The sequence below is a fragment of the Prochlorococcus sp. MIT 1304 genome (assembly GCF_047305015.1).
GTDB lineage: Bacteria > Cyanobacteriota > Cyanobacteriia > PCC-6307 > Cyanobiaceae > Prochlorococcus_A > Prochlorococcus_A marinus_E.
In genome coordinates this window covers 470,311-490,604 of sequence record NZ_CP138974.1, presented here as the reverse complement: position 1 = coordinate 490,604, position 20,294 = coordinate 470,311, and the positions used below count along the sequence as shown (strand labels likewise).

At 32.0% G+C, this 20,294-nt stretch carries 17 protein-coding genes; 5 read left to right on the top strand and 12 right to left on the bottom strand.

Features of this window, described 5'->3' with window-relative positions; genetic code table 11:
• Nucleotides 1-67: 67 nt before the first annotated feature.
• The gene (locus SIB45_RS02715; RefSeq protein ID WP_011863805.1) at nt 68-1,477 is read left to right on the top strand and encodes a glycosyltransferase; all 1,410 of its coding nucleotides are present in this window, start codon (nt 68-70) and stop codon (nt 1,475-1,477) included.
• Here the strand turns inward: SIB45_RS02715 and SIB45_RS02710 are convergent.
• From SIB45_RS02710 to SIB45_RS02700, 3 genes are read right to left on the bottom strand one after another with little or no spacing between them, the layout of a single operon-like run.
• Entirely contained in the window at nt 1,411-1,656 is a 246-nt protein-coding gene (locus SIB45_RS02710; protein ID WP_025882542.1) for a hypothetical protein, read from the bottom strand. The two genes, SIB45_RS02715 and SIB45_RS02710, sit on opposite strands and share 67 nt — an antisense overlap.
• A gap of 10 nt (nt 1,657-1,666) precedes the next feature.
• Entirely contained in the window at nt 1,667-2,743 is a 1,077-nt protein-coding gene (gene mraY, locus SIB45_RS02705; RefSeq protein WP_011863804.1) for a phospho-N-acetylmuramoyl-pentapeptide-transferase, read from the bottom strand.
• Entirely contained in the window at nt 2,727-3,008 is a 282-nt protein-coding gene (locus SIB45_RS02700; RefSeq protein ID WP_041484736.1) for a DUF3134 family protein, read from the bottom strand. Before SIB45_RS02700 ends, mraY begins: the two co-directional genes overlap by 17 nt.
• A 285-nt stretch (nt 3,009-3,293) precedes the next feature.
• Between SIB45_RS02700 and SIB45_RS02695 the strand changes: the two genes are divergently transcribed.
• Nucleotides 3,294-4,508 carry an argininosuccinate synthase gene (locus tag SIB45_RS02695; protein ID WP_011863802.1) on the top strand — a complete coding sequence of 405 codons (1,215 nt, stop codon included), beginning with the start codon at nt 3,294-3,296 and terminating at the stop codon, nt 4,506-4,508.
• 3 nt (nt 4,509-4,511) lie between these two features.
• Here the strand turns inward: SIB45_RS02695 and rpsF are convergent, their stop codons facing one another.
• Both rpsF and SIB45_RS02685 read right to left on the bottom strand, forming a co-directional pair.
• Nucleotides 4,512-4,973 (bottom strand): 30S ribosomal protein S6, encoded by a 462-nt coding sequence (gene rpsF, locus SIB45_RS02690; protein ID WP_011863801.1) that lies wholly within the window; start codon nt 4,971-4,973, stop codon nt 4,512-4,514.
• A 102-nt stretch (nt 4,974-5,075) separates the two neighbouring features.
• On the bottom strand, nt 5,076-5,936 hold the full coding sequence (locus tag SIB45_RS02685) for a shikimate dehydrogenase (RefSeq protein WP_011863800.1): 861 nt from the start codon (nt 5,934-5,936) through the stop codon (nt 5,076-5,078).
• A 115-nt stretch (nt 5,937-6,051) separates the two neighbouring features.
• On the opposite strand from SIB45_RS02685, the gene dnaK reads away from it, so the two are divergent.
• Nucleotides 6,052-7,959, top strand: a complete 1,908-nt coding sequence (gene dnaK / locus SIB45_RS02680; protein ID WP_011863799.1) for a molecular chaperone DnaK — start codon at nt 6,052-6,054, stop codon at nt 7,957-7,959.
• Here the strand turns inward: dnaK and SIB45_RS02675 are convergent.
• Nucleotides 7,956-9,038, bottom strand: a complete 1,083-nt coding sequence (locus SIB45_RS02675; RefSeq protein ID WP_011863798.1) for an FAD-dependent oxidoreductase — start codon at nt 9,036-9,038, stop codon at nt 7,956-7,958. The two genes, dnaK and SIB45_RS02675, sit on opposite strands and share 4 nt — an antisense overlap.
• A gap of 47 nt (nt 9,039-9,085) precedes the next feature.
• Between SIB45_RS02675 and purU the strand changes: the two genes are divergently transcribed.
• The gene (gene purU, locus SIB45_RS02670; RefSeq protein WP_011863797.1) at nt 9,086-9,940 is read left to right on the top strand and encodes a formyltetrahydrofolate deformylase; all 855 of its coding nucleotides are present in this window, start codon (nt 9,086-9,088) and stop codon (nt 9,938-9,940) included.
• Between the two features lie 10 nt (nt 9,941-9,950).
• On the opposite strand, the gene SIB45_RS02665 is transcribed toward purU, so the two are convergent.
• Both SIB45_RS02665 and acnB read right to left on the bottom strand, forming a co-directional pair.
• Nucleotides 9,951-11,309, bottom strand: coding sequence for a ClC family H(+)/Cl(-) exchange transporter (locus SIB45_RS02665; protein WP_011863796.1), 1,359 nt, complete (start codon nt 11,307-11,309; stop codon nt 9,951-9,953).
• A 9-nt stretch (nt 11,310-11,318) separates the two neighbouring features.
• A complete protein-coding gene (acnB, locus tag SIB45_RS02660; protein ID WP_011863795.1) occupies nt 11,319-13,892 on the bottom strand; it encodes a bifunctional aconitate hydratase 2/2-methylisocitrate dehydratase in 2,574 nt (857 codons plus the stop codon).
• Between the two features lie 97 nt (nt 13,893-13,989).
• Here acnB and SIB45_RS02655 point away from each other — a divergent pair, with 97 nt between their 5' ends.
• Nucleotides 13,990-15,057, top strand: coding sequence for a 3-deoxy-7-phosphoheptulonate synthase (locus SIB45_RS02655; protein WP_011863794.1), 1,068 nt, complete (start codon nt 13,990-13,992; stop codon nt 15,055-15,057).
• On the opposite strand, the gene SIB45_RS02650 is transcribed toward SIB45_RS02655, so the two are convergent.
• The 4 genes from SIB45_RS02650 to SIB45_RS02635 all read right to left on the bottom strand — a co-directional run bounded on the left by SIB45_RS02650 (nt 15,050) and on the right by SIB45_RS02635 (nt 20,270).
• Nucleotides 15,050-15,691, bottom strand: a complete 642-nt coding sequence (locus SIB45_RS02650) for a diacylglycerol/polyprenol kinase family protein (RefSeq protein ID WP_041484734.1) — start codon at nt 15,689-15,691, stop codon at nt 15,050-15,052. The genes SIB45_RS02655 and SIB45_RS02650 overlap by 8 nt on opposite strands.
• 5 nt (nt 15,692-15,696) lie before the next feature.
• Nucleotides 15,697-16,716, bottom strand: a complete 1,020-nt coding sequence (locus SIB45_RS02645) for an RpoD/SigA family RNA polymerase sigma factor (RefSeq protein ID WP_011377332.1) — start codon at nt 16,714-16,716, stop codon at nt 15,697-15,699.
• A 201-nt stretch (nt 16,717-16,917) separates the two neighbouring features.
• Nucleotides 16,918-19,002, bottom strand: a complete 2,085-nt coding sequence (ppk1, locus tag SIB45_RS02640) for a polyphosphate kinase 1 (protein ID WP_011863792.1) — start codon at nt 19,000-19,002, stop codon at nt 16,918-16,920.
• Nucleotides 19,002-20,270, bottom strand: a complete 1,269-nt coding sequence (locus SIB45_RS02635) for an MFS transporter (protein ID WP_011863791.1) — start codon at nt 20,268-20,270, stop codon at nt 19,002-19,004. The genes ppk1 and SIB45_RS02635 overlap by 1 nt, the downstream gene beginning before the upstream one ends.
• Nucleotides 20,271-20,294: the final 24 nt, after the last annotated feature.

Here is a 20,294-nt window from a genome sequence, read left to right as displayed (position 1 = left end):
TTCTTAATATTTTCTTTGCAAATTTCAGCTTATTTGTATTAAGAGCCTTGAAAGGAGGATTTGCTGAATGAGGTTTAAATTTTTACATTTACATTTACACGGCCTTATACGCTCTAAAAATCTTGAATTAGGTAGAGATGCAGATACAGGTGGTCAAACACAATACGTATTAGAGTTAATTAAAAGTTTGGCAAATACTTCAGAAGTTGATCAAGTAGATTTAGTTACTCGTTTAATTAACGACCCTAAAGTAGATCATGAGTATTCTCAAGAAGAAGAATTTGTAGAACCTGGAGTAAGAATTTTAAGATTCAACTTTGGACCTAACAAATATTTAAGAAAGGAATTGCTTTGGCCTTACTTAGATTATTTAACTGAAAAACTGATCTCTTACTATAAAAAAAACAAAAAGCCTAATTTCATTCATGCACATTATGCAGATGCTGGTTATGTAGGAGTTAAACTCAGTAAATCCCTAAACGTTCCTCTTATTTTTACTGGTCATTCTCTAGGAAGAGAGAAACAAAGGAAATTGCTTGATACTGGTTTAAAAAATAATCAAATAGAAAAACTCTATTCTATAAGTAAAAGAATTGATGCAGAAGAAAAAGCATTGAAATCTGCAGATATTGTCGTTACAAGCACTAAACAAGAGTCAGTGTATCAATATTCCCAATATTCTTCTTTTTCACCTCATAAAGCTAAAGTTATTCCGCCTGGTGTTGATCATAATAAGTTTCACCATATTCACTCGACAACAGAGACAGCTGAAATTGATAACATGATGAAACCTTTTCTTAAGGATTCTTCCAAACCTCCATTTTTGACTATTTCTAGAGCTGTAAGAAGAAAAAATATTCCATCTTTGATTGAAGCTTATGGAAGATCTGAAAAATTAAAAAGAAAAACTAATTTAATTTTGATTTTGGGTTGTAGAGATAGTACTTCAAAACTTGACCCTCAACAAAAAGATGTTTTCAATAATATTTTTGAAACAATTGATAAATATAATCTGTATGGAAAGGTAGCTTATCCAAAAAAACATCTTCCAAATCAGATTCCATCTTTATATCGGTGGGCTGCCAGCAGAGGTGGTGTATTTGTAAATCCAGCTTTAACAGAGCCTTTTGGTTTAACTCTTCTTGAAGCTTCTTCATGTGGATTACCAATAATATCAACAAATGATGGAGGTCCTAAAGAAATTCGTTCAAAATGTGAAAATGGACTTCTAGTGGATGTTACTGATATTGATGAGTTGAAAGTTATTCTTGAAAAAGGAATATCAGATAATAATCAGTGGAAAATATGGAGCAGAAATGGAATTGAGGGTGTTAACAGGCACTTTAGTTGGAACACTCATGTACGTAATTATTTATCAGTACTTACTGAAGAATTTTCAAGTTCAACTAGTTATTCTTCATCTGACATTAAACAAAGTTGTTTAAAAGGGACTTCCTCACTTATAAAACCCCATTGATCAAAAACCTCAGGATCAGGGTGAAGAATTAGTTGATTATTTTGAGTTTTCTTTAGTTTAAAGCCCTTTTTAGAAAGTTTTTTCATTAAGTTGGCAGTTTCTTCAAATCTTGATGCCATTGCATCAAGACTTGAGCAGTCACTTGTTAATCCATTATCTTTCCATGTAAAAAAATTCATAACAAATTTTTCAAAGATTGATTTTTAAAACTATACCTAAAATTACAAGTAAAATGTTGATTTTCCAAAAATTTTCTACTATTTTTTCTTCCTTCACTCCTTTAAGTTCGAAGTGGTGGTGTAGTGGAGCCATTAAAAATATGCGTTTACCTCTATGAAATAATTTTTTTGTAATTTTAAAAAACCCTACTTGAATAATTACTGATAACGATTCAATAATAAATATTCCTGAGAAAATAGATAAGGTAAAAATGCTATTGGTTAATAACGCTATAGAACCTAGGATAGCTCCTATACTTAGAGATCCGGTATCACCCATAAATATTTTTGCAGGATAACTATTGTACTTGAGAAAACCTAAGCATATGCCTGACATCGAAAAACATAAAATGCTAAAAACAAAAAGTTCTTGCTGTCCTTTCAGTAATATTTCTGTTCCTAATCCATAAAAGACAATCCCACTGCATCCAGCTGCTAATCCATCTAGTCCATCAGTTAAATTTACTGAATTACTTATGCCGACAAGTACTAAAAAAGCAACTGGCAATATGAAAATATTCATATTTATAGCCCAGGAGTCAGAAATTGTTATTAATGGACTGATTAAATTTTTTTCGTAGGCTAACAATATAAAAATTATTGAGATGACACTTTGTAAGATAAATTTCTCTTTTGTTTTTAAACCTGTGTTCTCTCTTTTTTTAATGCTTAAATAATCATCTAAAAATCCTGTAATAAAGAAACCAAAAACAGTAAGTAATAAAAGAATTAATTTTAGAGAACTTAAATTGATAGTTATTATTAAAAGCAGAATTAAAAAAGGGATTATCATAAAAATCCCACCCATTGTTGGGGTATCACTTTTTTTAAAGTGATTAGTTGGGCCTTCATCCCTAATATTTTGAAGGAAATTAAATTTTTTGATAATCTTTAGACCATTTTTCGTTATAAAAATAGAAATAAAGAAGAATAATATGTATACTCCTGTAAAAATAAAATTATTAAAAAGATAGGAGGTAACTATTAAAGCAAAAGTATTTAATATAAATAAAGATTTAAAGTTAAACTTTTTAATCTTCCCAATCATCTTCTAATGAAGGATCTTCTTCAGTTTTATAATCTTCTTTTTCTCCCATTAGTGCTGAAAGTTCTTCTTCCTCTATTGTACTAATCTCTTGGGAATCTCCATCTTTTTCTGCAACGAGTCTACCTGTATTTTCAAGCCAAGATAGTAGATCAGGCTCCTCTCTTAATGGCAACACAGGAGCTGGATCATCTCTGTGGTAGCAAGTTAAAGCTGGATTGTCTTCAGAGATATCGTCTAATCTAAGTTTTAGTTTGTTTGAATCCATTATAAATAATGTTCTATATATAAAATAATACATAATGATGCATACTAAAAACTTTGTTTGATAAAGGAAATTTAAAATACTTTTTTATCTGGCTAATTTCATTGTTTCTGTCTGGATTATTAAAACTTATTGGATATTTGAATCCCAATGTTTTAATAATTAATAACTTTCTTCTCTTATTATTGGTTTTTGGTCCAGCTCTTTTAGTTACAATAGTATTAGTCTTTAATAAGTTTTCAAATTCTTAATTACGTCAAAAAATTTAAATTTATGGAGCAAATTTAGATGCAGCAGGTAAAAAAAGTTGTGCTAGCTTATTCTGGCGGCGTAGATACGAGCGTTTGTATTCCATATTTAAAGAAAGAATATGGAGTTTCAGAAGTGGTTACTTTTGTTGCAGATCTTGGTCAAGGCGAGGATTTAGAACTTATTAGGCAAAAAGCTTTAAATTCTGGTGCATCTCAATCAATTGTTGGCAATTTAGTTAATAGTTTTGTTGAAAGATACGCTTTTCCAGCCATTAGAGCAAACGCATTATATTTAGATAAATATCCTTTATCTACAGCTCTTGCTAGGCCTTTAATTGCAGAAAATCTTGTAAATATTGCTCGAGAGATTAGTGCTGATGCAGTTGCTCATGGATGCACTGGTAAAGGGAATGATCAAGTTAGATTTGATTTAGCAATAAATGCTTTAGGTCCTGATTTAAAAATAATTACTCCTGCAAGGGAATGGAATATGAGTAGGGAAGAGGCAATAGAGTACGGAGAAAAGTTTGGTATTCCCGCACCAGTATCAAAAAAATCACCATATTCAATAGATGTTAATTTACTTGGTAGGAGTATTGAAGCAGGCATATTAGAAGACCCAATGAAAGAAGCACCTGAAGATATTTTTGCAATGACATCATCTATTGAGAATTCACCGGATTCTCCTCAAGAAGTAGAAATTATTTTTAAAAATGGGTTTCCTGTTGGAATTAATGATGAATCTCTAACCCCCGTAGAGATTATTAAAAAAGCTAATGTTCTCGCAGGAGAGCATGGTTTTGGAAGAATTGATATGATTGAAGACCGGGTAGTAGGAATTAAAAGTAGAGAGATTTACGAAACGCCAGGCCTCTTGCTTTTAATCAAAGCTCACAAAGAATTAGAAAGCATCACATTAAATCCAGACGTTGTCGATTTTAAAGGAATAGTTGAAAAAAAATGGGGTCAACTTGTCTATCAAGGTTTTTGGTTTGGACCTCTTAAAGATAGTTTAGATTCATTTATTTCGTCGACTCAAACAGCAGTTAATGGAAGAGTAAAGATTAGACTTCATAAGGGGAACGCAATAGTAATCGGTAGAATGTCGGAAAATAACTCACTTTATAGAGAGGATTTGGCAACTTATAGCGAAGAAGATGTTTTTAATCATTCTTTAGCAGAGGGTTTTATTTACATGTGGGGTATGTCTAATAAAATATGGGCTGAATTAAATTCAAAAACAAAAGATTAACATTTAAGATTCTGCATTTTCTCTGGTTTCAGTATCATCTTTTTCTGAAGTTGAAGTATTTGCGCTTATTACTGGTTGTTCTTCCTTAGGTTCAACTTTAGTTTCTGGATTTTCTTTATCATCTGCTTTAGTTGAACTTTTCGAAGAAGGTCTTGGAGTTGGCAAGGGCCCTTCTTGTTTAACGGTCATGTATCTTATAACATCTTCACTTAGTCTCATTGCTTTTTCGATTTTGAAAATATGTTGTCCATCTCCTTGATGACTTAGCTGGACGTAAATACCTTCTCTATGTTTTGCTATTTGATAGGCTAATCTTCTTTTACCCCTCATTTGACTATCGAGGATGGTGCCACCAAATTCTTCTAAAAGCTTATTGTATTTATCAATGTAGGTAGTTACTTCATCTTCCGCAATATCTGGACGGAGGATATACATCGTTTCGTAATAAGATTGTTGATCGTTCATAGTTTCAGACAAGGTCTTTGGCTCATATAAATGATGTCATGAGCGTCTGTTCATATCTAACGATACATCATGATGTGCAGTTCCTTGAAAATTAGCATTATTTTAAAGATGATTTTTGAGAGCATCATTCATGATATGAAATGGTACTTCTAAGCCATTTGTCCAAAATGATAATGATTTCAATCCCTGAGCAACAAGCATTTGCAAACCATCGATAGTCATGCATCCTTTATTGGCGCTAAATTTTAATAGATGAGTCGGAGCGGGATTATATATTAAATCATAAACAATAGTTTTTGAGTTAAGAGATCTCCAAAAATAATCTCCATATGGCAATAAATTCATTTCATTTTTAGCTGTTTTCATTCCTACTGGTGTTGTATTTATAATTAAATCTGCTTCTTCAATTAAATTTTGAGTTTGATTATCGTTACTTAAGAAGCTGTGAAGTTCAATTTGATTTCCAAAGTTTTTTATTAATTCATCTAGTGATGATTTGTTGCGTCCTATTACTGAAATTTTTGAAAGATTTAAATTTATTAAACCTTGAATAACAGATTTTGCTGCACCCCCGGAGCCAAGAACTATTGATTTTTTCTTCGCTAAGTTTAAATTTTTTAATGGATAAATAAATCCTTCTAAATCGGTATTAGTTGCGCTCCATTCATTTTCAGAATTTAATTTCAGGGTATTAATGGCTTTAAGTTTTCTTGCTATAGGTGAAATTTCACTACATAAGTTAAATACTTTTTCTTTATGGGGAATTGTAATATTTAAACCTTTGCAATTAATTTTTTTCAAAGAATTCAAAACCAATTCTAGATCTTCATCTTTGCAAGGTATAGCAAAATAAATTAAATCTAAGCCTAAATATTGGAATGCAGCATTTTGCATAATCGGCGAGAAGGAATGGCTTACTGGATTGCCGATTAATGCTATAAAAGATGTCTTACTTGAAATCATGTTTAGAATTTTTCTTTAAAATAATGATCTGTTCGGGAACCACACCCCATCTTTGAGTAACAATAATGACGTCAATGACCGATTATGGAGAGTAACAAATACAAAGAGTATACCCATGGGTAAGGTTGTAGGAATCGATTTAGGAACAACTAATAGTTGTGTTGCTGTAATGGAAGGTGGTAAACCTACTGTAATAGCAAATGCTGAGGGTTTCAGAACTACTCCATCAGTTGTTGCATATACAAAAAATCAAGATCAGCTTGTTGGACAAATAGCTAAAAGACAGGCTGTAATGAACCCTGAAAATACTTTTTATTCAGCAAAACGATTTGTTGGAAGAAGGGTTGATGAAGTTAATGAAGAATCTAAAGAAGTTAGCTATTCTGTTGAAAAATCTGGTTCTAGTGTCAAATTAAAATGCCCTATTTTGGATAAGCAGTTTTCTCCTGAAGAGGTAAGTTCTCAAGTTTTAAGAAAGTTAGCAGATGATGCGGGTAAATACCTTGGTGAAAAAGTTACACAAGCTGTAATAACAGTTCCAGCTTATTTTAATGATTCACAAAGACAGGCTACTAAAGATGCTGGAAAGATTGCAGGTTTAGAAGTGCTCAGAATTGTTAATGAGCCAACCGCTGCGGCTTTAGCATATGGTTTGGATAAAGAAAATGAAAAAATTCTTGTTTTTGATTTAGGGGGAGGAACATTTGACGTCTCAGTTATTGAAGCAGGTGATGGAGTAACTGAGGTTCTATCTACTTCTGGAGATACACATTTAGGTGGTGATGATTTTGATAGATGTATTGTAGATCACTTAGCTAATACCTTTAAATCAAATGAGGGAATTGATCTCAGACAAGATAAGCAAGCTTTGCAAAGATTGACTGAAGCTGCAGAAAAAGCAAAGATAGAGCTCTCAAATGCTACGCAAAGTGAGATAAATTTACCTTTTATTACAGCCACGCCTGAAGGGCCAAAACATTTAGATTTGAACCTTACTAGAGCAAAGTTTGAGGAACTAGCAGCTTCTTTAATTGATAGGTGTAAGACCCCAGTTGAGAGAGCTATAAGCGATGCAAAAATTTCTACTAGTGAAATTGATGAAGTTGTTATGGTCGGAGGCTCATCTAGAATACCTGCTGTTCTAGATTTAGTTAAAAAAATAATTGGTAAAGAACCAAATCAAACCGTTAATCCTGATGAGGTAGTAGCTGTTGGAGCTGCAATTCAGGGAGGAGTTTTAGCAGGAGAAGTTAAAGATATATTATTGCTTGACGTTACTCCACTTTCTCTAGGTGTAGAGACTCTAGGCGGAGTAATGACAAAAATGATAAATCGAAATACTACCGTACCTACAAAGAAATCTGAAACATATTCAACTGCTGTAGACGGTCAAACAAATGTTGAAATACACGTTTTACAGGGTGAAAGAGAAATGGCTTCTGATAACAAAAGCTTAGGAACCTTCAGATTGGATGGAATACCTTCAGCACCAAGAGGGGTGCCGCAAATTGAAGTTACATTTGATATAGATGCAAATGGAATTCTTAGTGTTACTGCTAAAGATAAAGGAAGTGGTAAAGAGCAAAGTATTTCTATCACTGGTGCTTCTACTCTATCTGACAATGAAGTAGAAAAAATGGTAAAAGATGCTGAATCAAATGCATCTGCAGATAAAGAAAAAAGAGAAAAAATTGATTTAAAAAATCAAGCTGAAACACTTGTTTACCAGACAGAAAAGCAACTTGGTGAGTTGGGAGACAAAATTGATGCTGCAGCAAAGTCTAAAGTTGAAGAAAAAAGTAATGCTTTGAAAGAAGCAACTTCAAAAGAAGATTTTGATTCAATGAAAAAACTTCTTGAAGAACTCCAGCAAGAACTTTATGCAGTTGGTTCATCTGTTTATCAGCAACCAGGTAATCAGGCACCATCACCTGGTGCAGCAGGCGGTCCTGATGAGAGTGATTCAAATGAAAAAGGTGGAGATGATGTAATTGATGCAGACTTCACTGAAACAAAAGATTAGTAAAGGTAATTTTTAATTTCATTAGCAACCCATTTAGAACAAGCGGGAGCCAATAAAAACCCATTTTTATAAAAACCTGTACATATAATTAGCCCATCTTCAAGATTTTTCATTATTGGTGAAGGTTCACCATCTGGTCTTGACCTAATTCCGTACCACTTTTTAGAAATTTTTCCTTTCTCTAGCCAATTTGGTTTTTTATCGAGAAAATTTGTGAGTTTTTCAAATGTATTTTTTTCTGGCTTAGTACTATATTCGTCAGTTGATCCAATAATTAGCTTATTTTTTGATTTTGAAATTATATTTTTACCATTTATATTGAATTGTTTTGGCAGCGATAACAAATCAACTTCTGCATCATTAATCTCAATTTCTATAGCTTGACCTAAAACAGGCTTTAATTTGATGTTGTGAGATCGGCTATCTATTAAGTCAATCGCTTTTAGTGAATTACATAAAATAACCATGTCAGATTTGATATTTTCATTATTCCTTGTTGTAGAAATCCATTGATTGTTTGATTTTCTTATTTTTATTATTTCTCCTTGTAAATAATTTACTTTTTTATGTTTTAGATATTTATCTAATGTTTGAAGTAACGATAAAGCATTTATTCTTCCATCTTTGAAGGAGATTATTCCTTTTATATTTTTTGTTTGGAAGGCTTTATTTATATTCTTGATTAATATTGAGTCTCTTTCTAGAATTAATAACGTTGGATCATTATTTTCAAAAACAAATTTCTCTAATTTTTTAAACTTTTCTTCATTAGTAGTTAGTTGTATTAATGGTTTTTCGATATTTAATTCATAATTAAATTTTTGTAGGAACTTAATCCATTGTGGCCATAATTCAATGCTTTGTTTCCTGAGATTCCAGCTTCTCCCCCTTCTTTTTTGATACATATTACCCATTAGCAAACCCAAAGCTGCATTGCTACTATTTTTGAGTTGAGTTGGATCTATTATCGTTACCTGGAAACCTAATTCTGATAATTCTAAAGCGTTAAATTTTCCAATAATCCCGGCTCCAATAATAACTATGTTTGCTTTTTGAAAATTTTCTTTTAAGCTTTTCATTGATATATTAGATATGCTTGCTTATTTGACTTAATAGTTAAAGATTTTTGGAACATCCTTCAATTATATTCAAAATTGTCTGTCCCGATCGTCCTGGCCTTGTAAGTTTACTTACAAGTTGGATTTCAAATTACGGTGGCAACATAAAACATTCTGATCATCATACAGATCAAGATGCAGGTTTGTTTCTTAGTCGAATTGAATGGAATAGTAACAATGAATCTCTTAATAGGGATGAAATTTATAAAGAATTTGAAAAAATTGCAGATGCAGTAAATGGACAATTTAACGTAAATTATTCTGATGAAATCCCAAATGTTGCTATTTTCGTGAGTAAACAAAATCATTGTTTGATTGATTTACTTTGGCGAGTAAGAAATGGAGAACTCAAAATGAAAGTTCCTTTAATAATTTCAAATCATTCTCATCTTGAAAATATTGCAAATGACTTTAGTGCAAAATTTGTCCATATTGATACCTTTAAAACTGATAAAACTGTTGTTGAAGATCAATTTTTAAATTTACTAAAAGAATATGACATTGATCTTGTTGTATTAGCCAAATATATGCAAATTTTGAGTGACTCTTTTTTAAAAAAGTTTTCTTCAATAATAAATATTCATCATTCTTTCTTACCTGCATTTAAGGGTGGGCAACCATATCACAGAGCATGGAAGAGAGGTGTTAAATTAATCGGTGCTACTGCTCACTACGTTACTGAAGATCTTGATGAAGGCCCGATAATAGAGCAATGCACAGTCAATGTAAGTCATAGGGATGAAGTTGATGATTTGATTAGAAAAGGGAGAGATATTGAAAGAATAGCTTTAGCAAGAGCAGTTAGATTACACTTAAATCATCAAGTATTTGTCTATAACAGCAAAACTGCTGTTTTTGATTGAAAATAGTTTTTTAGTCTTCTAATTCTATTTGTATTTGTCTTTCATAAATTGATTCTTCATTAAAAGCTCTTGCTACCAAGAAACTGGCAATGCAGCTGATTAACACAGGTTTCATTATTAATAAATTTTTTGTTAAAGCAAAAGCTAAAAACATTGCTGTTATTGGCGTTCGAGAACATCCTGCTACGAAAGCTCCCATTCCCGCAAAAATGTATGTACTCGGTGCATGTCCTGTAGCAATTTCTACCCAGCTCCCCATTATTAGTCCGATTGATCCTCCTAAAGTAAGCATTGGGTAGAATAATCCTCCAGGAGCTCCGGATGCTGCAGCTAAACCTGTTGTGATAAATAGCACTAAAACTGCTAATAAAGCAATTCCAATACTTGTATTTTGTTCAGCTATTATTTTCTGTAATTCATCTAAATTATGAAATGTACTGGGTAAAAAAGAGTAGATACTTCCTAAAATAAATCCACAGATACTCATTTTTAAAACAAATTTATTTTTGTACCACTTTTTACCAAGATTTTGCATTAACAAAACATATCTGCTGTACAATTCTGCAAATATTCCAATAATTATTCCTAATAAAACTAAGTAAATAAAATCTACAGGTAAGAAAAAAACTGATGGGTCATATTCTTTTTGAATCAAAAATCCGAGGTTAAAATCAAAGCCTCCTGCTTTAGGATCTAAACCCAATGCTTGAATAATATCAGCAGACGAATCTGCAATAAAAGTTGTAATTACTACTAATAATAAAATTACTGGTCTAGCAGAGTTTAATAACTCCTCTATTGCATAGATAAACCCTCCTAATGGAGCGCTAAATACTGCAGCTATCCCAGCACCACCACCTGCTGCTACTATTACTCTTCTAAAAGCTGTAGGAGCTTTGAGCCACTTGGCCATTTGCCAAGCTACTGATCCTCCCATTTGAACTGATGGACCTTCTGGACCCAAAGGGAATCCGCTACCAATCGCAATAATTCCTGATATGAGCTTTACTAATCCTACTTTTAAATTCATTGGAACTTTTTTATGTCTTAAGAAACCCATGATTTGACTCACACCTGAACCTTTTGCGGCAGGTGCTATATTTTTGATCAAATATCCTGCAATAGCTCCCCCAAGAGCTCCAAAAATAGGTAAGACCGCAATAGATGAGAATTGGTCTAATAATGCTAATCTCCAATTATTAAAAAAATAGATTCCAGTTTTAAAAGATATGCTTGTAATTGAAGCCCCTAGACCTGTTAATAAGAGCGATAATGCAACGACTAGAGATCTTTGTTTTAATAATTTTTTGATGCTACGAGAAGAATTATTACTTGTTTTTTGAATATTATCTTTTATAAAGTTTGGCATGGTCCATGATTACTTTGTCAAGCTGAAATCGTGTATTTCATCAAATTGAAGATAGCGATAAAGTTCATCTGAATATGGATTAATTTTATTTTTAGTAATATCCTGATATTCTTCAATTTCAGGTATTTTTCCAAGCAGTGCACAAACTGCTGCCAATTCTGCACTCCCTAAAAATACTTGCGCATTCTTGCCAAGTCTATTGTCAAAATTTCTTGTACTTGTAGAAAATACTACAGAACCTTCTTCAACTCTAGCTTGATTTCCCATACATAAAGAACAGCCTGGCAACTCTAATCTTGCTCCACAATCTTCAAATATTTTATAGTAGCCTTCAGCTTTTAGAGTTTCTTCATCCATCTTTGTTGGTGGACAAATCCATAATTTAGCTTTTAAATTTTGTACTCCTTCAAGCACTTTTGCAGCTGCCCTGTAATGACCAATATTTGTCATACAAGAACCTATAAAAACCTCGTCAATATTTGTATTTGCAACATCAGTGATTTCTTTTACATTATCTGGATCATTAGGACAAGCAACTATAGGTTGTGTTACTTTTGCTAAATCAATTTCAATGATTTCTTCATACTGAGCGTTTGAATCTGGTTGAATTAATGATGGTTTTTTTAACCAATTTTTCATATCATTTATTCTTCTTGAAATCGATTTTGAATCTTCATAATTGCTCTCGACCATTTTTTCTAGCAGGCAAATATTGCTTTTTAAATATTCTTGAACAGTTTCTTGGGATAAAAGTATTGTGCTACCAGCGCATGAGCGTTCTGCAGTAGCATCAGTAAGTTCAAAAGCTTGTTCAAGTTTTAGGTTTGGTAATCCCTCAATTTCCATAATTTTCCCGTTGAATATATTTTTCTTATTTTCTTTCTCAACAGTTAATAGCCCTTCTTTAATTGCGAAGAGAGGGATTGCATTAACTAAATCTCTAAGAGTAATTCCTGGTAATAATTCTCCCTTAAATTTAACCAGCACAGATTCCGGCATATTTAATGGCATTGATCCTATTGCAGCGGCAAATGCAACAATGCCAGAGCCTCCAGGAAATGAAATGCCAAGAGGAAATCTTGTATGACTATCTCCACCTGTGCCAACAGTATCAGGGAGAAGCATTCTGTTAAGCCAGCTATGAATGATGCCATCTCCAGGTTTAAGAGCTACTCCACCTCTTTGAGATATAAAATCAGGTAATTCTTTATGGGTAAGTAAATCTACTGGTTTAGGATATGCAGCTGTATGACAAAAACTTTGCATCACTAAATCTGCAGTAAATCCTAAACAAGCTAGTTCTTTTAATTCATCTCTAGTCATTGGCCCAGTAGTATCTTGACTACCAACTGTGGTCATAATTGGCTCACAGGTCATTCCTGGCCTAACTCCATCTAAACCGCATGCTTTGCCTACTATTTTTTGAGCTTGGGTAAATCCGGCACTACTTTCAGTTGGATTTTGTGGTCTAGTAAATATTTCACTTGGTTGATAATCTAGTTTGTTTCTAATTTTGTCCGTAAGAGATCTTCCAATCATAAGATTAATTCTTCCGCCAGCTTGAATTTCATCAGTAAGAGTTGAAGGATATAACTCGAATTTGCTTATTAATTCTTCAGTATTTGATTCTTTTTCAATTTTTTTAATAATGCCTTTATAGGGATATATTTTAATAACATCTCCTGTTTTCATTTGAGATACGTCAGCTTCTATTGGTAAAGCTCCTGAATCTTGTGCAGTATTGAAGAAAATTGGGGCTATTTTGCTGCCAATTATTATTCCACCGGTTTTTTTGTTAGGAACAAAAGCGATATCTTCTCCTATATGCCAAATGAGTGAATTAATAGCAGATTTTCTAGAACTCCCTGTTCCAACAACATCTCCAACATAAGCTATTGGTAAATTTTGTTTTTTTAAATTATTAAGAATCTTTAGTCCATCAGGTTTTTTAAATTCCAACATAGCTAATGCATGCATTGGAATATCTGGGCGTGTTGTTGCATGTACAGCTGGAGATAAGTCGTCTGTGTTTGTCTCACCGTCAACTTTAAATACTAAACAAGTAATCTCTTTCTCCAGAACTTTTTTATTTATGAACCATTCTGCATTTGCCCAACTATTTACAATTTCTTTTGCATAAATATTATTTTGAGATAATTCATAAATTTCATTAGCCGAGTCGTACACAAGAATAATATTTTTTAAAACTTCTGCCGCTTTTTTTGCGAGTAAACTATTTTCTCCTTTAAGTATTTCAACCAAAGAATTTACATTATATCCGCCTATCATTGTTCCTAGTATTTCAATTGCTTTTTCGGGATTAATCGATTTGCAATATTTTTCGGAATTAACAATAGCCGTAAGCCAGCTTGCTTTTACGTAAGCAGCTTCATCAACTCCTGGGGGTACTCTATTTATTAGTAAATCAAGTAAATAAGATGAATCGTAAGTACTATCTTTTTCTAATAATTTTGTAATACAATTTGTTTGTTCAGCATTTAAAGGTAAAGGAGGTATACCTTTGGCAGCTCTTTCAGCTACATGATCTGCATAATTTTTTAGCAATGTTTCCATATTCTTCATTAGTAAGGTTTAATGCCTAATCTATTGTTATTTTTAATATTGAAAAGGAGAGTATTCATAAATGCTTTTTTAAATATTCAAACTCCTTAATTAATCAATGATGACATCATCAAATAATTCAGCTTTAGAAAAGACATCAGATTTACATGTTCTTGAAACACGTCCATTAATACCTCCAAGCAGATTACATAATGATATACCTTTAGATCACGACTCTGCTAATACAGTATCTAAAACAAGAAGATCGATACAAAATATTTTGCATCATAATGATCAGAAGCTTTTAGTCATTGTGGGTCCATGTTCAATTCATGATCTTGAGGCGGCAAAGGAATATTCAAAATATATTCAAAAATTCCGAGAAATGTATAAAGATAAATTAGAAATAATTATGAGAGTATATTTTGAAAAACCAAGAACAACTATTGGCTGGAAGGGATTGATAAATGATCCTCATCTAGATGATTCTTATGATATTAATACTGGTTTAAGAAGAGCAAGAAGTTTGCTTTCATATTTAGCAACTCGTGGTATACCTTCTGCTACAGAATTACTAGATCCAATTGTTCCTCAATACATTGCCGATTTAATAAGTTGGACAGCCATAGGTGCGCGGACTACAGAAAGTCAAACTCATAGAGAAATGGCATCAGGATTATCAATGCCTATAGGCTTTAAAAATGGAACGGATGGTTCTTTTACTACTGCAATTAATGCAATGCAGTCAGCTTCAAAATCCCATCACTTCTTAGGTGTAAATGAAAATGGAATGGCTTCTATAGTTAATACTACAGGAAATCCAGATGGACATATAGTTTTAAGGGGTGGTTCAAAAGGCCCAAATTTCGAAAATGATCATATACAAAGAATTTCAGCAGAATTGAGGCAATGTAGTCTTCCCCATAAAGTGATGATTGATTGTAGTCATGGAAATTCCAATAAAGATTTCCGAAAACAGTCGGAAGTGCTAAAAAATGTGGCTTCTCAAATTAGTAATGGTGAAAAAAATATTTTAGGAGTTATGCTTGAGAGTCATTTGAAGGAAGGAAATCAAAAACTTTTAAAAAAAGAAGATCTCCAGTTTGGTAGAAGCATTACAGATGCATGTATAGATATAGAAACAACAAAAAAATTAATAGCTATTTTATACGATTCACTTAGCTAGTTATTAAAAAATTAAAAAATAATGCTGAAGAGATTGGAACAATGAAATTATCTATTCCTAGAACACTAAATTGTTCGAGCAAAGTCGCAATAAAAGCTATTGTAAAATAATTTAAATTTAGACTATTTTGCTGAGAGTATCCTATTGAGCAAACTACTATCAAACTTGTTAAAAACATTGTTATGGTTCCATATAAAGATTTTTTTTGTTCAAAAAAAATCCAACTCTTTGAGTTAAAGCTTTTTCCTAATAATCCAGCTAATCCATCACCAAAAGTCATTATGAAAAATCCACTAATTAGTGCATATGGATCTTTATCCCAGAAAAGATAAATCAAAATAAATAAACTTAGACAATAAAATAATGTCCCATAACTTTTTCTCTCAACATCCTCAATTGTTGGAAATAATTTATAGTTGTAATTGATGAAAACCATTAATGAAACAATTCCTGTAAAAATTAGAGCAGAGTTTTGATTAATTTTTAAAAATTGAGCAATTGGTATTAAAGGTCCTATTCCAATATGTATTATTTTTCTGACGATTTCTCTGCTACCTTCATTATATTTTTTAAAAACTATTGATATTAAAAAAATTGAAAATAAATATAATAAGATTACAGTAAATTTTATCAATTTGATTAAGCTGCTTTTTGATGAGTCGTCATTACTCGAAGCTTTAATATTGCTTTAGCTTCTAGTTGCCTTACTCTTTCTCGTGAAACATTAATTTGTCTTCCTATTTCTGCGAGTGTTAATGGTTCTTCACCATCTAGCCCAAACCTTAGCTTCATGATTTTTTGCTCTCTTTCATTTAATTGAGAAAGCCAAGTTCCTAAATGCTCCTTTTGAATAGTTCTATCCATACCCTCCATAGGCTCTTCACAGTTTGGATCAGGTATGAGTTCACCAAGAGTACTTCTGTCTTCTTCCCCTCTTGCATGTGCATCTAGGGAGGCGCATGGAGCACTTTGAGAAATTAAATCTTCTAAATCTTTTTGATCAATTCCCATCTCAGTTGCCATTTCCAATCTTGTAGGTTGTCTGCCAAATTTATGTGATAATTCTCTAGAGACTCTTCTCATTTTGGACAGTTTTTCACTTATGTGAATAGGCAAACGGATCGTTCTAGCACTATTATCAATTGCCCTCGTCATTCCTTGTCTAATCCACCAGTAAGCATAAGTTGAGAATTTATATCCCATAGCAGGATCAAATTTATCTACAGCTCTTTCAAGGCCAATAGCTCCTTCCTGGACAAGATCTAATAATTCAAGCCCTTGGTTTTGGTATTTTTTTGCAACCGAGACAACGAGTCTTAGATTAGCTGCCATCATTCTATCTCTTGCTCTTTTGCCAATCTTAATTTGATAAAGATTTCGTTGGGTTCTATCAGTTTCAGGAATCTGTAGCAACTTTTTCATGTTCTGAACATGATGAGCTAACTCTATTTCCTCTGCTGGAGTCAAAAGAGGTACTCTTCCAATGCTACTTAAGTAATAGCCAATAGAATCTGAAGCGAGTCTGCCAGATTTTTTTTGGCTTTGTTTTGCCGTAAGACTGGATTTCGATTTGCGAGACTTGCCCGCAGTGTTTGGTAATCTTGGCTCATCAAAATTATTATCTGAAGAGCTTTTTGCAGATTCCAGAGGGATCCCCATCACCCTGGCCTCCTAAATAATGGATTTTTTAAAAAGCTAGCACTGAAATTGGAATAAAAACTACTTTTGCGTTGAAATTTTAAAGACAAAAATTTTTTTTAAAACGCTTATTTCTTGAAATCGATTGGTATGACTCAATTTTCTAAAAATTAAAAAAATTTAAAATTTTAAGTATTTTTTTAAATGTTGTAAAAATCAATATTAATTTTGTTTTTCTATGAGGTCAATTTGCGAACGATTATTTGAAGAATCTAATTCATATTTCGAATAAGAACCATCTTCCTTCATTATCCAAGAAAAGTAGTTATCTTTAATGTAGGTTTGCAAAAGTGAGTATATTTTAGATTTCAAGTCATAATCCTCTATTGGAGTAACAGCTTCTATTCTTCTATCAAGATTTCTTCTCATCCAATCAGCACTCCCAATAAAAACCTCACTTTGACCGTTGTTACTAAACCAAAAAATTCTTGAGTGTTCAAGAAAGTGGCCAATAATGCTTATGACTTTAATATTTTCACTTAAATTTTTTCTTTGTGGGTATAAGCAACAAATACCTCTTATGATGAGGCTAATTTTTACACCTGAGTCTGAAGCTAAATAGAGAAGTTTAATTATTTCTGGGTCAACTAAAGAATTCATTTTTGCAATTATTTCCGCTTTTTTGCCTTCCTCTGCATTTTTAATTTCTCTCTTTATCAGAAATATAAATTTCTCTCTCATAGATGAGGGAGAAACTAATAACTTTTGATAACTTTTTTGTTTAGAAAAACCTGATAAGTAGTTAAATAGCCCAAGTAAATCAGATGCAATATCAGGATCAGTTGAAAGTAATCCTAAATCTGTATAAAATTTTGAAGTATTAGAGTTATAGTTACCTGTTCCAATATGGAAATAATTCCTTAATCGTCCTTTTTCTTTTCTTACTATTAAAGCTATTTTTGTATGAGTTTTAAATCCTATGATTCCATATACAACATGAACTCCAGCTTGTTCAAGTTGTTTTGCCCATTGAATATTATTGTCTTCATCAAATCTTGCTTTTAGCTCAACAAGAGTCATTACTTCTTTACCATTCTCTGCAGCTCTCATTAAAGCTGAAATGATAGTGGAATCCTTGGAAACTCGATATAAAGTAATTTTTATAGCCATTACAAGTGGATCATCAGCTGCTTTGTTTATAAATTCTTCAACTGAAGTTCTAAACAAGTCGTATGGATGATGAAGCAGAATATTTTTTTTCCTAAGGATATTAAAAATAGAATTAAAGTTTTTGTTTGAAGGTAAATCTAAATTCTTTAATTTCGGGTGAGTTTTCCCAATTAGCAGATTTTCTTTTAAATCATCTCTATTAATTCTTGTAAGCTGATTGAAATCGTCAAGGCCTAAAAAACTTTTGCAAAAGTAAATATACTCTTTTTGTATTGAAATACTTTCAATGAGTAATTTCAGAATATTTTCTGGCATATCCGATTCAACTTCTAATCTAACTACGTCTCCACCTAATCTTCTCTTTTGCAAACTTTGTTCAACTGCTAAAAGAAGATCATCAGCTTCAAGTTCTTTTAATTCTAAATCTGCATCCCTTGTAACTCTAAAAAAAGAGTAATTTATACATTCCATTCCGTTAAATAAAGTGTTTATATTATTCCCAATTAAATCTTCCACACTTATAAAAAAATATTTACTTTCATCACCATGTTTAATAATTTCATTAGGAATTTGTATAAATCTACTTATATTTTTTGTTGGTATTTTTACTCTGACAAACTGATTTTTAGAATTTTCCCCATCCCTTATAAGAGCTGCTAAATTTAGACTTAAATTACTTATAAAAGGAAATGGATGTGCTGGATCAACAACTAATGGAGTTAATAAAGGGAAAATAGATGAAGTAAAGTAGTTATCGCACCAATTTCTTTCATTTTCACTTAGGTCATTATATTTTTTTAAAATTATACCTTTTTCTTTTAATTCATAATTTAGTTCATTATTTATATAGTTTTCTTGTAGGGCAGTTAAATTCTTTACTTCTTTATTTATTTTTGTTAATTGCTCTTGAGGGGTAAGTCCATCAACACTTTTTTTTGTAATTCCTGCTTCAACTTGAGCTTTTAATGAGGCTACCCTTACCATAAAAAATTCATCTAGATTGTTACTAAAAATTGAACAAAATTTAACTTTATCTAGGATTTTGTACTCCTTTTCCATACCAGTTAGGAGTACTCTTTTATTGAATTCAATCCAACTTAATTCTCTATTAATAAAAATATCAGCCTGGATTTTCATTAAAATGCTTTTGATTTTTGATTTTTAAAAGAATTATTACTTTTACCCTCTGCAATAAGATATATCATGAAAAGTAAGATTATGGAACCAGCGATAAAAGGTGATTTAGGACCAAAACCATCATAAACCCTTCCTGCCATTGCAATTCCTAAAACTCCTCCGAGGCTCTGTAAACCCTGAAGATTACTTAAAATTGATCCTTGTTTATCAACTTCTAATTTCTTCGATATTAATGCTCTTAAGGTGGGCGTAATTAACCCTGCCCCAACGGCTAAAAATGAAACAGCTGAATAAATATTAATTGTCGCATTATCTTTTGGGGCAGTTATTAAAAGAGCACATGCCACAAGAATAAAGCCTGACCCAATAAGTGTTAATCGCATTTCGCCAAATTTCTTTACTAGAGGCCCAATTAGTCCTCCCTGTACGATAATCGCAATGATTCCAACTACAACCAGAGTTCCACTTGATGCTTTTGTCGTCCAGTTTAAGGATTCTTGAAGGAAAAATATAAGGATATTGGTCAATCCAGTAAAAGCAATAAAGTAAATAAAAAAAGCTAATGATAATTTTTTAATCTTTTCTTCTTTGAAAACTGTAAATAGCTCTTTTAAAGGGTTTTTTAAAATAGTTTTTGTTTTATTTGAGTCGCTTTTAGGCTTGGTTTCTGGTAAGTAAAAAAATACAAGTAAGAAATTTATTATTGGAATCATTGAGGCTATTAACACTGGAATGATAAAGTTATTGTTTGTATTTTTTGCAAATATTACAACGAAAATATTACCTAAGAAAAAGCTTAAACCAAAAGCTACACCAATAAGACCAAATGTTTTTGCTCTTTTTTCAGGGCTTGAAATGTCTGCAAGAATAGTTGTTGCTGTGGCTGCAGTTCCACCACTTAAGCCGTCAATGAGTCTCGCTAAGAATAATAAAAATAGCGGGATAGAGGCTATTGAATTAGACCAATTAAAAAGAACTGTAAAAGATAATATTGATATTCCTATTACTGAACCTGTAATACAAAAAAGAGTGACAGGTCTTCTACCGTATCTATCACTCATAAGTCCTATAAAAGGAGAAGCTGTAAATTGGGCTAACTGGTAAGTACATGATAATAAGCCATATGTACTAGCTTTAGAGTCAAAGAGTAAAACAAAGGAGGGTAAAATGGGTAATAATATACTTTCACTTAATCGATCATTGAGAAGGGTGATAAAAGCACTCAGAAGAGTAAATTTTTTATTTGGCTTCAATAAACTTTTTTTCACAATATTTACCTTCATTGCGATTAA

Excerpts from the sequence above, each read along its gene's own strand:
- SIB45_RS02645 (WP_011377332.1), bottom strand. The coding sequence starts at position 16,716 with ATGGGGATCCCTCTGGAATCTGCAAAAAGCTCTTCAGATAATAATTTT.
- SIB45_RS02715 (WP_011863805.1), top strand. The coding sequence starts at position 68 with ATGAGGTTTAAATTTTTACATTTACATTTACACGGCCTTATACGCTCT.
- SIB45_RS02655 (WP_011863794.1), top strand. The coding sequence starts at position 13,990 with ATGATGACATCATCAAATAATTCAGCTTTAGAAAAGACATCAGATTTA.
- SIB45_RS02675 (WP_011863798.1), bottom strand. The coding sequence starts at position 9,038 with ATGAAAAGCTTAAAAGAAAATTTTCAAAAAGCAAACATAGTTATTATT.
- ppk1 (WP_011863792.1), bottom strand. The coding sequence starts at position 19,002 with ATGAAAATCCAGGCTGATATTTTTATTAATAGAGAATTAAGTTGGATT.
- dnaK (WP_011863799.1), top strand. The coding sequence starts at position 6,052 with ATGGGTAAGGTTGTAGGAATCGATTTAGGAACAACTAATAGTTGTGTT.
- SIB45_RS02695 (WP_011863802.1), top strand. The coding sequence starts at position 3,294 with ATGCAGCAGGTAAAAAAAGTTGTGCTAGCTTATTCTGGCGGCGTAGAT.
- SIB45_RS02700 (WP_041484736.1), bottom strand. The coding sequence starts at position 3,008 with ATGGATTCAAACAAACTAAAACTTAGATTAGACGATATCTCTGAAGAC.
- acnB (WP_011863795.1), bottom strand. The coding sequence starts at position 13,892 with ATGAAGAATATGGAAACATTGCTAAAAAATTATGCAGATCATGTAGCT.
- SIB45_RS02685 (WP_011863800.1), bottom strand. The coding sequence starts at position 5,936 with ATGATTTCAAGTAAGACATCTTTTATAGCATTAATCGGCAATCCAGTA.
- rpsF (WP_011863801.1), bottom strand. The coding sequence starts at position 4,973 with ATGAACGATCAACAATCTTATTACGAAACGATGTATATCCTCCGTCCA.
- mraY (WP_011863804.1), bottom strand. The coding sequence starts at position 2,743 with ATGATTGGGAAGATTAAAAAGTTTAACTTTAAATCTTTATTTATATTA.
- SIB45_RS02710 (WP_025882542.1), bottom strand. The coding sequence starts at position 1,656 with ATGAATTTTTTTACATGGAAAGATAATGGATTAACAAGTGACTGCTCA.
- SIB45_RS02665 (WP_011863796.1), bottom strand. The coding sequence starts at position 11,309 with ATGCCAAACTTTATAAAAGATAATATTCAAAAAACAAGTAATAATTCT.